This window comes from Sulfurimonas lacustris, assembly GCF_059705355.1.
Genome location: NZ_AP046125.1, coordinates 1,975,409 through 1,987,995, shown reverse-complemented (window position 1 = coordinate 1,987,995; position 12,587 = coordinate 1,975,409). Strand labels below are relative to the sequence as shown.

Annotated in this window: 13 protein-coding genes and 1 pseudogene; 12 read left to right on the top strand and 2 right to left on the bottom strand. The window is 41.5% G+C overall.

What is annotated here, in order from left to right; translation table 11 throughout:
• Positions 1-18 precede the first annotated feature (18 nt).
• The 4 genes and pseudogenes from AC6H4V_RS10335 to AC6H4V_RS10320 all read left to right on the top strand — a co-directional run.
• A complete protein-coding gene (locus AC6H4V_RS10335; RefSeq protein ID WP_497606768.1) occupies positions 19-2,388 on the top strand; it encodes a DUF7494 domain-containing protein in 2,370 nt (789 codons plus the stop codon).
• Between the two features lie 113 nt (positions 2,389-2,501).
• Positions 2,502-2,810 carry an ArsR/SmtB family transcription factor gene (locus AC6H4V_RS10330; RefSeq protein WP_497606767.1) on the top strand — a complete coding sequence of 103 codons (309 nt, stop codon included), beginning with the start codon at positions 2,502-2,504 and terminating at the stop codon, positions 2,808-2,810.
• The gene (locus AC6H4V_RS10325; RefSeq protein ID WP_497606766.1) at positions 2,807-4,069 is read left to right on the top strand and encodes an arsenic transporter; all 1,263 of its coding nucleotides are present in this window, start codon (positions 2,807-2,809) and stop codon (positions 4,067-4,069) included. The genes AC6H4V_RS10330 and AC6H4V_RS10325 overlap by 4 nt, the downstream gene beginning before the upstream one ends.
• Positions 4,066-4,458: pseudogene (locus tag AC6H4V_RS10320) on the top strand (arsenate reductase ArsC); the annotation flags it as partial. The gene AC6H4V_RS10325 and the pseudogene AC6H4V_RS10320, both read left to right, overlap by 4 nt.
• A 262-nt stretch (positions 4,459-4,720) precedes the next feature.
• Here AC6H4V_RS10320 and AC6H4V_RS10315 read toward each other — a convergent pair.
• Together AC6H4V_RS10315 and miaA are read right to left on the bottom strand one after the other, a co-directional pair.
• The gene (locus AC6H4V_RS10315; protein ID WP_497606765.1) at positions 4,721-5,860 is read right to left on the bottom strand and encodes a L,D-transpeptidase; all 1,140 of its coding nucleotides are present in this window, start codon (positions 5,858-5,860) and stop codon (positions 4,721-4,723) included.
• A 6-nt stretch (positions 5,861-5,866) separates the two neighbouring features.
• Positions 5,867-6,760 (bottom strand): tRNA (adenosine(37)-N6)-dimethylallyltransferase MiaA, encoded by an 894-nt coding sequence (gene miaA, locus AC6H4V_RS10310; protein ID WP_497606764.1) that lies wholly within the window; start codon positions 6,758-6,760, stop codon positions 5,867-5,869.
• Positions 6,761-6,827: 67 nt separating this feature from the next.
• Here miaA and mqnP point away from each other — a divergent pair, with 67 nt between their 5' ends.
• The 8 genes from mqnP to bcp are packed head-to-tail and all read left to right on the top strand — an operon-like array spanning position 6,828 to position 12,576.
• Entirely contained in the window at positions 6,828-7,688 is an 861-nt protein-coding gene (mqnP, locus tag AC6H4V_RS10305) for a menaquinone biosynthesis prenyltransferase MqnP (RefSeq protein WP_497607931.1), read from the top strand.
• The gene (locus AC6H4V_RS10300) at positions 7,685-8,206 is read left to right on the top strand and encodes a hypothetical protein (protein ID WP_497606763.1); all 522 of its coding nucleotides are present in this window, start codon (positions 7,685-7,687) and stop codon (positions 8,204-8,206) included. The genes mqnP and AC6H4V_RS10300 overlap by 4 nt, the downstream gene beginning before the upstream one ends.
• Positions 8,203-8,721 (top strand): DUF6115 domain-containing protein, encoded by a 519-nt coding sequence (locus tag AC6H4V_RS10295; protein ID WP_428729887.1) that lies wholly within the window; start codon positions 8,203-8,205, stop codon positions 8,719-8,721. Before AC6H4V_RS10300 ends, AC6H4V_RS10295 begins: the two co-directional genes overlap by 4 nt.
• 6 nt (positions 8,722-8,727) lie before the next feature.
• Positions 8,728-9,891, top strand: coding sequence for an FtsW/RodA/SpoVE family cell cycle protein (locus AC6H4V_RS10290; RefSeq protein ID WP_497606762.1), 1,164 nt, complete (start codon positions 8,728-8,730; stop codon positions 9,889-9,891).
• A gap of 4 nt (positions 9,892-9,895) precedes the next feature.
• The gene (murG, locus tag AC6H4V_RS10285) at positions 9,896-10,918 is read left to right on the top strand and encodes an undecaprenyldiphospho-muramoylpentapeptide beta-N-acetylglucosaminyltransferase (protein WP_497606761.1); all 1,023 of its coding nucleotides are present in this window, start codon (positions 9,896-9,898) and stop codon (positions 10,916-10,918) included.
• Positions 10,911-11,516: a DedA family protein gene (locus tag AC6H4V_RS10280; protein WP_428729885.1), complete on the top strand. Its 606-nt coding sequence runs from the start codon at positions 10,911-10,913 to the stop codon at positions 11,514-11,516. The genes murG and AC6H4V_RS10280 overlap by 8 nt, the downstream gene beginning before the upstream one ends.
• Position 11,517: 1 nt before the next feature.
• Positions 11,518-12,102: a cytochrome b/b6 domain-containing protein gene (locus AC6H4V_RS10275; protein WP_497606760.1), complete on the top strand. Its 585-nt coding sequence runs from the start codon at positions 11,518-11,520 to the stop codon at positions 12,100-12,102.
• A 3-nt stretch (positions 12,103-12,105) separates the two neighbouring features.
• Positions 12,106-12,576 (top strand): thioredoxin-dependent thiol peroxidase, encoded by a 471-nt coding sequence (bcp, locus tag AC6H4V_RS10270; protein WP_497606759.1) that lies wholly within the window; start codon positions 12,106-12,108, stop codon positions 12,574-12,576.
• The last annotated feature ends 11 nt before the right edge of the window (positions 12,577-12,587 follow it).

Below are 12,587 nucleotides of genomic sequence, written 5' to 3'. Positions count from 1 at the left end.
AAAGGAGGAAGGAGCATTTTGTCTAAAACAGTACTCCTTCTTCTCTTTTTTCTTGCACCTCTTTTTGCGCTTGATATCTCTCTCCAAGGCGCAAAAGAGAACCATCAGTCTTACTCAACACTCCATATAAGCGACAAAGATAAATTTTTATGTCAAGAGTTTAAAGATGATTTCGACAATGTCATCAAGATAGTTTGCGCTTTTTCCAAATCCCCTTCGCAAAAGATACAAAAACTTCAAAACAGTTTTTTTGAAATAGAGAGTGAGATAAAAAAAGAGACCTTTTTCCTTATCATCAAGCCATATGAGAAGATGAAGCTTGTGCCTATTGTTTTTGATTTAACCAAAGATGAGACGCTCTTTGAAGCAAACGTGGAGCTCTCAAACCACTGGATGATTGTAGGCTATAAAGAAAAAATCCCTTACATGGAACAAAGGCCTAAAAACAGCTCTAGCCTTAACCTCCCTTTTACGGCACATGATGAAAAACTCCCCTATGTAGGAAGTTTAGATATCAAAGGAAACCCCGTGCATATCAAGCGTGTGGGGGATGTAACGGAATACCTTAAGATTAAAAGGCTTTACGAGGAGAAAAATTACGAATTTGCTCTTGAACTGGTAGAAGATGTTTTAAAAGAGTATAAAAATTCACTCTTTAGAGCGGAACTCCTTTTTTACAAAATCAGAATCTATGCACAGCTAAAAGAGAACGAAAAGCTTATTGAGACTGCAAAAGAGTATCTAAGAGACTACTCCTCCGATGAAAATGTTGCCGAAGTACTCTCTCTCATCGCAAAATCTTACGATAAAATCGGTCTAAACAGTGATGCAGATTACTTTTATGATAGGCTCTTTAGCGAACATCCAGACTCTGTTTATGCAAAATGGGGCTATATCTATATGGCAGAGATCATAGAAGAGGGTGGAGGTGTCTCCAAAGCGCAAGGGCTCTATGAAAAAGCACTCAAAGAGACCGATAATATCGATGTTGCCGTAGAAGCTGCCTTTAAACTCGCAAGAATGCTTCTCTCAAATGCAAAGACACAAGAAGCAGCAAAACATATAGAAAAAATCTCTTTAGCAAAACCAGATTTTTTTATGCAAAACAAAACCCAATCGATGGAGATGATGTATGAGTTTGTAGATAACAACGACTTTATCTCTGCAGCTACTATTGCAAAAGCGCTTGTTGCAAAGATGGATTATGACGATGATGCGTATGAGGGATTAGTTAAAAACGCCGGCGTATGGCTTAGCCAATCTAACAAAAAAGAGGAGGCGCTTGTCGCACTCAACAAATACGCAGAGATTTTCCCTGATGGTATCTATCTTCAAGATGTCAAGGTTGCTAAAGATGCGCTCTTTTTTGATGTGAGCGACCAAAACGAGTCCAACGTAACTGCCAAACTAGCGATGTACGACACGCTGATGCAAGAGTATCCAAAAGACAGAATAGGCGATAAAGCACTCTATGAAAAAGCAAAACTTCTCATAGCGCAAAAGAAGTTTCAAGAAGCACTCGCTCTTGAAGTAGAGCTTCAAGCGCTTGACAAGGTAGAGTATGGCGATGTACCTGAGCTTGTTGTCGATGCTGCTATTGGGGCGATGCAAGAGGCACTTGGAACAAAAGAGTGTAACAGAGTACTGCAGCTTGCCTCGAAGTACCAAATCGATTTATCAGCACAGTGGGATGATGGGATTTACGAGTGTGCGATGAAGGGAGCCGATTTTGAACTTGCCAAAAAAATGGCAGATAGAAATCTTAAATCCAAAGAGCTAGAGCAGAGGAAAAAATGGCTCTATCGCTACATCAAGATAGACTTTGCAACAGGTAACTATACCAATGTTATTGAAGCGTCCAAAGAGCTTATAGCGCTTATTGCCAAAGAGGAAAACTCTGCATATAAAGATGTCTATAGAGTTGTCTTTGACACCTACCACAGGCTTGAAAACACCCAAAAGATGATAGAGTCCATGGCAAAGGTGGTAGAGGTGTATGGTGAGGAGTATCTCGATAGCGACCGCTATGCCGCTATGATGACAGCTGGGGGCAACACAAAAGACATCAATCTTGTGATTACCTACGGGGAGAAGATACTAAGAATGCAAAAATCTTCAGGCTCTTTAGCGCAAACCCCTTTTGTTGAGTTTGCCCTGCATGAGGCATATACCCAAAAAGAGGATTATGCTAAGGCGTTGGATGTTATCAAGATGCTTGATGCAGTAGAGTTGGACAAAAACCAAAGAGCAAGACAAAAGTACCTTCTAGGAAGCGTTTTAGCGAAACTCTGGAGAGATGCAGAGTCAGACAAAGCCTACCAAGAAGCCATAGATGCCGACCCTGCTTCTGCATGGGCAGGACTTGCAAAGAGCGCGAAAGAACTCTGATTTGAGCGCTCTTTACGCAAAAGTAAAATTTTTATAGCCAATATATCAATATATCTTGATATATTATTTTACTTCTGCTATCATTTTGTTATCTCTTTCGTGTAGGATACTTCATGGACATATTTTTAAAAACAGTTGCGGCACTCAATGATGAAACGAGAGTGAAGATACTCAAGTTCATCAACCAAAATGGTGAAGTTTGTGTTTGTGACATAGAAAACTCATTTGAGATGATTCAGTCCCGCATCTCAAGACATCTCAAAATCCTAAAAGAGGGCGGTTTTTTAAAGGTTGAGAGAAGAGGAACTTGGGCGTATTACTCCATCCGCTCCCCGCTTGATGAGTTTAGGTTGGCCGTTCTAAAAGAGCTTGATTCACTCGATATTGAGATTCCAAAATTAAATAAAGGGTGTGGTATATGATAGCTTCAAGTCTGATTTTTTTAACAACGCTTCTCTTTGTTATATGGCAGCCAAAAGGGCTTAAAATCGGTACTACCGCAATCATCGGCGCAGTTGTATCGCTAATCTTTGGAACGGTAAGTTTTGGCGATGTACTTATCGTGAGCAACATTGTCTGGGATGCAACGCTGGCGTTTATTGGCATCATCATTATGTCTATGGTCTTGGATGAGATAGGTTTTTTTGAGTGGTGTGCCATAAAAATGGCAAAACTAAGCCGTGGTAATGGACATCTTATGTTTGTTTACGCTCTGCTTTTAGGTGCATTTGTCTCCGCTCTTTTTGCAAACGACGGTGCGGCACTTATACTCACTCCCATACTTTTGGCAAAGATGAGACTGCTGAAACTTAACGCAAAAACCATTCTCGCATTTTTGCTAGCGGGTGGATTTATAAGCGACTCCGCATCGCTTCCGTTTGTCTTTTCAAACCTTACAAATATAGTCACGGCGAACTACTTTAACATCGGATTTGTGGAGTATTTGAGTGTAATGTTTGTGCCCTTTGTTGTAAGCGTTATCGTCTCCATAGGAGTTCTATGGCTAGTTCTGAAAAACGATATACCAAAAACCATAGATGTCGCTCTGCTTAAAAATCCAGATGAAGTCCTCAAAAGCAAACCACTTTTTTATATGTCGTGGCTCTTTTTGGCTCTTTTGCTCGTCGCGTACTTTATAGGTGATGCGTATCATCTGCCGATTTCACTCTTCGCACTTGGCGGAGGGCTTCTCTTTTTGGCACTTGCCTCTTATATGAAAGCGGCTCATGCGGGACTAACCATAAAAAATGCTCCGTGGCAGGTTGTTTGGTTTAGCATAGGGCTCTACATCGTGGTTTACGGACTGAAAAATGCGGGGCTAACGGACTATCTGGCTTCTGTTTTAAAAGATTTGGCAATGCAGGGTGACATGGTTGCGATTGTAGCGACGGGATTTATAAGTGCGATACTAAGTGCCGTTATGAACAATATGCCAACCGTCATGATAATGGATATAGCTTTGGTTGATATACCAAATCAAGCTTTGGCGTATGCAAATATCATCGGTTGTAACCTTGGGCCAAAGATGACCCCGTTTGGTTCTCTTGCCACGCTTCTTTGGTTACATGTACTTGCACAAAAAGGAGTAAAAATAGGTTTTTGGGAGTATAGCAAATTTGGGCTTCTTGTCACACCGCCGATTTTACTGGTGGTTTTAATCTCATTAGGAGCAATTTTATGAAAAAAGTTTTAGTTTTATGTACAGGAAACAGTTGCAGAAGCATTATCGCAGAGGCTCTTATAAATGCTAAGTTAAATGGCGTAGAGGCAAAAAGCAGCGGTGTGAGAGCAAGCGGAAAAATAAATCCAAACGCTAAGAAACTGCTTGAAGAAAAAGGTATCTGGAGAGACGAGTACCACTCAAAAACGCTAGATACGGTTATAGATGAAGAGTTTGACTTAGTAGTAACGGTTTGCGACCATGCAAACGAAACTTGCCCAATGTTTCCACGCCCAACCCCAAAGATACATGTGGGCTTTGAAGACCCAGACGGTAAGGGCTATGAGGCGTTTGAGGTGACTTACAAAGAGATAGAGGAGATTTTGCTTCCAAAAGTAAAAGAGGCACTTTACGACATCAAAAAAGATGTATCAAAGACAAATAGCGGAGTAAATATAAAATTTAGCGGAGCTGTAAAAAAAGAGAGTGTCGTCAAAATGGTGCAAAACTGCAAAACAGGCACATGTGAATGCATGAGTGATGACACGAAAAAGAAGATAAAAGATATGCAAGTAAGCGGAGAAGATGGCGAAGTGCTGCTTGAACTCAGCGGAGAGGTAGAAAAAAGCGAGATAGAAGCGGCACTTGCAAAGTCAAAGGTAATAAACTAAGTCAGTTCAAAATCACTCTGATATTTTTTATACTTTTTTTATCAGAGTACTTTTGAAGCATTGTTGCGAGTTCTAGCACTTCGGCGTTTTTCATTCTTATGCAGCCGCCTGATTCATTTCTGCCGATGGTGGATTCGTTTACTGTGCCGTGTATCCTAAAGACATTTTTGCCATCTACTTCATGTGTCAGATTTATCTTTGCTTCTCCCATGTAGTTGTGCGGATGTCCGTAGGGTACAACTGGGGGTAGGGTGATGTTTTTTGTCTTTTTGAAATGTTGGATGGTGTCTTGTGTGGGGTACCAGTGAGGGTGTAGAGATATGGAGGTCACGCCGCCCTCTCCCAATGGTTTTGGCATATCTTTTTTGGCTGTGGAGACTTTGTACTCTTTGAGCTCTACCGCTTTGCCGTCTAACACGCCCCTGAGTGACATTTTATTTGTTTTGGAATCGACGCTGATCAGAATCTTTTCAAACTTGACAAACTGATTTACGTCTATCTCCTTTTTTTGTTCGGACTCTTTTTTGGCTATCTTTTGTGAGTAGTTGCGCGTATCTTTGAGACTATAAGAGAGTTTTTTTACAAAAGGACCTTGCGATTTTGTCGCTTGGGAGAGCCCTTTCATAAACTCCTGCGCCTCTTGGTGTGTTTGAAAAGCACCGTAGAGTGTTTTGTAGAGCCCATCATCGTCTTTGATGATATAAACATCGCTTGTGCGATTTGGTATATACTCTTTGACGCATCCAATGGCGTTTTTATACTCTTTGGAGGAGCAAACGGAGATAGAGTAGTTGAAATTCTCTTTTTGAAATATATATTTTTGGGTATCTTTTGCGTTGGCTAAGTTGTAGTCAAACTCTTTTATGAAAGGTTTGTGTTGTTTGAGATTTTCAGGGAGTTTTGCCATAAACTCCGCCGCCTTCTCTCTTGAGTAAAAAGAGCCATAAGTTGTGAGGTAACGCCCATCTTCAAGCTTGACTACAAATATATCCGCCTTAGGCTCATCAAGATATCTGTTTAAAAAGTAGGAAGCACCGTCATGGTCTTTTGTCAAACACATGGAGAGGGTATAGAACTTTCCATCGGCAAAACCTAAAACAGTAAAAAAGAGAGATATAAAAAAGAGTTTTAAAAAATACATATAGAATTATAGCAAGTTGCCCATGATTATCACTTCCAACTTCTCAAGCGGTGCATGGATGACACCCTCAAACTGTGTACGGTTAAAAGTCTGCTGTCGTTTTGCGAGCTGTGCGGTGTGGGTGGAGATATTTTCAAGCATCTCATCTTTTGTGACTTCGCCATCAAGATACTCTAAAACTTCCACTATCCCTATGGAGTTCATGGAGTGCGGCAGTCTTGTGTAACGCTGTTCTAGGCGGCACACTTCATCTATAAGTCCGCTCTCAAACATCTTTTGGGTGCGTTTTTTGATGCGTTCTCGCAAAACATCTCTCTCAACATCAATGTTATAGATAGGTAGATTTTCTATAACGGGCTTTGGCGGATTTTGCCTAAACCACTCGCTTGGAGTGAGCTTTGAAGCTTCGTAAATAAGGAGCGCTTTTTCTATCCTGTATCTGTCGTTGGCTGCTATGCTTTCCATATATTCGCCATCTTGTGCATATAAAAAATCATAGCTCTCTTGCAAGTTAAGCAGCCTTTTTTCAACTCTTTTTTTTGTTGCATTATCTATCTTTGGGATGTTTGAGAGCCCATCAACAAGCATCTTTAGATAAAAAGAAGTTCCGCCGACGATGATGAGGTTTTTGTGCTGTTCTTGGCACTTTTGCGCTACCTCTTTATAAAGCCCTATAAATATGTCAATGCTAAAATACGCATCTGGAGACAAAACATCTATGCCAAAATGTTTAACCTCTTGAAGCTCCTCTTTAGAGGGTTTTGCAGAGACGATGTCTATCTCTTTGTAGATGCTAAGAGAGTCTATGGAGAGTATGTAAGCGTTGATTTTTTTGGCGACTTTGATAGCTAAGTCACTTTTTCCCGAAGCGGTTGGACCGATAATGGCTAGTTGAATCATGGCGAAATTATATCAATTTTTAAATCAACTTTGGGTAGAATCAACAAAAACAATTTTAGGGCAAATTTTGCAAAGATATATCAGTAAACTTCGAGATTTTAACGAACTTGTGATGTTTGAACACTCCATTTTTTCGCTCCCTTTTATCTTTATAGCTATGATAGTGGCGGCTGATGGATGGTTTGGGTTTGGGCTTTTGCTCTTGGGCGCTTTGGCGGCTGTGAGTGCTAGAAACTTTGCCATGGGGCTTAACAGATTTGCAGACAGAGACATAGATGCGCAAAATCCCCGCACCTCTTCTCGTCCAAATGTTGACGGGCGGCTTGATGCTTCAAGTATCCTTATTTTTACTCTTGTCAACGCAGTCGCTTTTGTGGGGGTTGCCTACATCATCAACCCGCTTGCTTTTGCGCTTAGTTTTCCTATCTTGCTCATACTTGGAAGCTACTCCTACTTCAAGCGTTTCTCCTCTTTAGCACACATCGTACTTGGTGTCTCTCTTGGACTTGCTCCCATTGCGGGCGTGGTTGCGGTGAGTGCAGAGATAACTGTTTGGTCGGTTCTGCTTAGTCTTGGCGTGTTGTTTTGGGTAGCTGGGTTTGATCTTTTGTACTCTTTGCAGGATATGGAGTTTGACAAAGAAAAAGGTCTGCACTCCATCCCCTCAAAGTACGGTGCACAGACGACACTGCTGCTCTCCTCACTTTTTCATATCCTTACCATTCTTTTTTGGGCGCTTTTTGTCTGGGTTGCGCAACTTGGTTTTTTTGCGAACATGGCGGTTGTTTTGAGTGCTATGATGCTCTCGTATGAACACTACTTGGTACGCAAAGATTTTACGAAAATCGACCGTGCTTTTTTTACCGTCAACGGTTATCTTGGCATACTCTTTTTTATCTTGATTGTTATGGATAAGGTTATATTATGAGCATTCGTTTAGTAAAAGCCCCGATTAGTATAGCTTTTAGTCCGCTCTCTTTGGATAGTGAGTTGTACGCAAGAGAGTTCGATAAGCTAGGAGAGAGTGACGATGACCCGATAAGCCACTGGTTAAAACTTGCACGTGCAAAAGGGGATACATCTGATACAGACCCTGTTTTACTCAACCTTATTATTGAGTTACACCGAAAGATAGATGCGCTTGAGATGTTTTTGAAAAATGAGGAGCCACAACGGGTCTCTCTTATGGATGAAGCGGAGATTGAGTCCATCGGATTTGAGCATTTTAAACTCTCCACAGAGCTTTTAGAAGCTGGAAAAGAGTATTACGGAAGGATTGCTATGCCCGTACATCCAAAACGTGATATAGCTGTTTTTTTTAAAGCACTTGATGGTTCGTTGGCGCAAATCACAAAGATGCATGAGCGTGATGAGAGAGAGTGGAGTGCCTACCTTACAGCAAGAGAGAGAGTGCTTATCCGTGAAGCACGAGAGAGCAAAGCATGAATTTAGAGTCCATAAACATAGAGTATTTGGTAGTAGCCATGGCGGCGATGATTTTGTATCTGCTCTACTATGTTTTTACCAAAGATGCCCAGTATAACAAAAACATCCGCTCCGTTGCTAGCGTTGCAGAAGAGCTCAACAGAGAGATTTTTTACCTCAAAAAAAAGCTCTCAGAAACACAAGAAAATATCCAAAAAAGCGGCAGTCGTATGAGTGATGAAGAGGTTTATCAAGAGGTTGAACGAACGGTGTATGATATGGTAAAACCCCTTGCCACAAGCATTAAAAGGCTAGAAGAGAGTCTTTTGATGATAGAAGGACACATAGAATCCAGACTCTCATCCCTAGAAAACGGTGTCAAGCAGATATCCATCCCTGCTTCCATCCACGGCAATGACGATGAAAAAATCATCTCGCTTTATAAGCAGGGCATCTCTTTGGAGACGATTTCTAAAGAGTTGCATATCTCTAAAGCAGAAGTTGAATTCGTGCTTAAAATAAACAAGATAAAGTAACGGTTGATGGCGGATAGAAAATTATTTGCGCTTGTAGCAGTCTTGATTGGTATTAGTATCGTTCTGACCTATTCGCTCTCTGCATACATCACGCTTCTTTTTGATTTGCATCAGTTTCACTTTGCGGTGCGACAAGCCCTTTTTGGGATTTTAAGTATCTTTGTTATGTGGCTTTTGGCTCAGGGTGACCCAGAAAAACATCTCTCCATTGTCGGTTTTACACTCTTCATCGGTTCAACGCTTTTGATGGTAGCGATGCCCTTTTTGCCTGAATCTCTGGTTTCAGCGGTTGGCGGTGCGAAGCGATGGATTAAGTTTTTTGGCTTCTCTATAGCGCCTGTTGAGTTTTTTAAGATAGGGTTTGTCTATTTTCTAGCGTGGAGTTTCTCAAGAAAATTGGGGCATCACGGCGGTATGGGTGTAAAAGAGGAGTATATCAGATTTGCTCCTTATGGCATAGTTTTTGTCGGAGCAATGTTTGTTATCGCTTTTATACAAAACGATTTGGGTCAGGTCGTGGTGCTTGGGCTTACGCTTCTTTTTATGTTGATGTTTGCGGGAAGCAGTTTCCGTTTCTTCTTAACACTTCTAAGCGGAGCGGTTCTCTTTTTCCTCTTTTTTATCTTTACAGCCGAACATAGGATTTTGCGTATCAAATCTTGGTGGGCTTTGGCGCAAAACACTGTTTTGGAAGTTTTTCCAGAAGCCGTTGCCGCGCAGCTTCGTGTTCCCACAGAGGTAGAGCCTTACCAGATAGGTCACTCTCTCAATGCCATCCACAACGGCGGTCTCTTTGGTGCAGGGCTCTCAAACGGTACGTTTAAGCTAGGTTTTTTAAGTGAAGTTCATACAGACTTTGTTTTGGCGGGACTTGCCGAAGAGTTTGGATTTTTCGGTGTTTTTGTAGTTGTTGCTCTTTTTATGATGATGCTTCAGCGGATTTTTAAAATTGCCAACAGAGTTCAAGACACAAAAAACTATCTATTTAGTCTTGGAGTAGGACTGCTTCTGGCTTTCGCATTTTTAGTAAATGCTTATGGTATAAGCGGTATCACACCCATCAAAGGTATCTCTGTACCGTTTTTGAGCTATGGGGGTTCTACTATTTTGGCGGCATCCATCGGGATTGGAATGGTTCTTATGATATCAAAAAACGCAAAAAGAAGTTGAGACTATGAAACTATGTATAACAGGCGGAGGTACGGGCGGACATCTTATGATAGCCCAGTCTCTTGTTGAAGCAGCGGTAAGTGAGGGGCATGAAGCTATTTTTATAGGCTCTACCAGCGGACAGGATAGAAAATATTTTGAAGAACATAGTGCATTTAGCCATGTCTATTTTTTAGAGACGACAGGAGTTGTCAACCAAAGAGGCTTTGGAAAACTCAAAGCACTTTGGCGTGTTTTTCGTGCTTTTTTAGCGTCACGGGCTATTTTGAAAAAACATCATATTGAGGCAACTTACAGTGTGGGTGGATTTTCTGCCGCTCCTGCATCGTTTGCATCTCTTAGTCTTGGCGTTCCTCTTTTTATCCATGAACAAAATGCAGTGGAGGGAAGGCTAAACTCTCTCTTAAAACCATTTGCAAAGCGATTTATCTCAGCGTACGACGCCTCTTCTCCAATCAAAGGCTATCCCGTAAAAGATATTTTTTTTAAGAGTGCAAGAGTGCGAAGCAAGATAAAAACTATTATCTTTTTGGGCGGTTCGCAAGGTGCAAAAGCGATTAACGATTTGGCACTTAGTGTAGCAAAAGAGCTTCAAGAGCAAGGCATACATATCATCCATCAAACAGGCGAGAGAGATTTTGAGAGAGTGCAAAAAGCATACGGGGAGCTTGGAGTAGAAGCGGAGCTTTACGCTTTTACAAAAGAGATTCCTTCTCTTATGGCAAAATCAGATTTGGCAGTGAGCCGCTCAGGAGCAAGTACGCTTTGGGAGTTGTGCGCCAACGGCTTGCCCGCACTTTTTATCCCTTTTCCCCATGCAGCAGCAGACCATCAGTACCATAACGCAAAGTTTATCGTTGCGCATGATTTGGGGTGGTGCGAGAGAGAGGGCAGTGATTTGAGAGCAGTTTTACTCTCCCTTTTAGAGCAAGACTTGGAGAAAAAGAGCAAAGCCCTTGTCGCATACTCTGTAAAAGATGTGGCACACGAGATGATTTTAGATGTTGTAAAGGTATTGGATGCTTAGAGAGTTAGCCGCTGATTTGGTAGATCTTATCTTAGATTGGGGTTATCTTGGTGTTTTTGTTTTGATGACCATCGAGAGCTCTTTTATCCCTTTTCCCAGTGAGATAGTGCTTATCCCCGCGGGTTATTTGGCGTCTAAGGGAGAGATGCACATAGGCATGATTATGCTAAGTGCGCTTGGCGGTTCGATGATTGGGGCGTTTATAAACTACTATCTTGCACTGCTTCTTGGCAGAAAGATACTAAGTAAATATGGAAAATACTTTTTTATCAAAGAAAACGCGCTTCAAAAGATGGATGATTACTTTGAAAAACATGGACATATCTCTACATTTATAGGGAGACTACTCCCTGGGATTCGTCAGCTTATCTCCATTCCCGCAGGACTTGCGCGTATGAATTTGGCAGTTTTTTCCATCTACACCGCCCTTGGAGCCTCTCTTTGGGCGTTTATACTCGTTATGCTTGGCTACACCATAGGAGAAAATCAAGAACTGCTCGATGCGTACCTCAAGCAGATAACTTTTGTGGTCGTCGTTATATTAGTTTTACTAGCTTTATGGTATATTCGTTACCAAAAGAACAAAAAAGGAGTGTAAGATGAAGTACACAGCAGCTTTTAGGATTTGGCACTGGCTTAACGCCATAGTTGTTTTAGGTTTAGTAGGAACGGTACTACTAAGAAAAGGGTTTTTGAGCTACAGAACCAACTCTGAAATCATTATGACAAAACTTGCAGACATGAATGTGGACATCTTCAAAGAAGATGCCGTAGCTATCGCAAAAGCGATTCGCGCTCCTATGTGGGAGTGGCATCTTATTTTAGGCTATGCGCTTGCGTTTTTGGTGGTTTACAGAATCGCACTTCTCTTTTTTGACAAAAGCCAAAAAGAGTCTTTTAGCACACTTGACATCCATAAAAAGGGCGTCAAAGCTCTACACTACATCCTTTACGGGGCACTTCTGTTTATGACTATCAGCGGTTTTGCACTCTATCTCAAAGAGGCACTTGAACTTACCGATGCGATGGCAAAGAGCATCAAAGAGATGCATGAGCTTGTATATAACTACTTCTTGTTCTTTATACCGCTCCACATAGCAGGGGTTGTGGTAGCTGACATAAGAGAAGAACACGGCATCATCTCAAGCATGATAAACGGAAGAAAAACTACAAAAGAGGTATAAAAAATGATTCAATTAGAGAGCCAAGCACCGGAGTTTTGTCTTCCAAACCAAGACGATGTAGAGATATGTTTGCGAGACCTTAGGGGCAAGTGGATAGTTCTCTACTTCTACCCAAAAGATAACACCCCCGGATGTACGACCGAGGCGTGCGACTTTAGCGAGGCGGCACCGGACTTTAGTACTCTCAATGCCGTCATACTAGGCGTAAGTGCCGATAGCACGAAGTCGCATAGAGGTTTTATAGAGAAAAAAGATTTGATGATAACTCTTTTGAGCGATGAAACTACTTCTATGATGCAAGAGTACGGCGTGTGGGCTTTGAAGAAAAACTACGGCAAAGAGTACATGGGCATCGTCCGCTCAACGCTTATCATCAACCCAGAGGGCATTGTAAAAGCTGTTTGGAAAAACGTAAAAGTAAAAGAACACGCTAGAATCGTAAAAGAGAAGTTAGAGGTACTTCAAGGCAAATAGCCTTGAAGTTT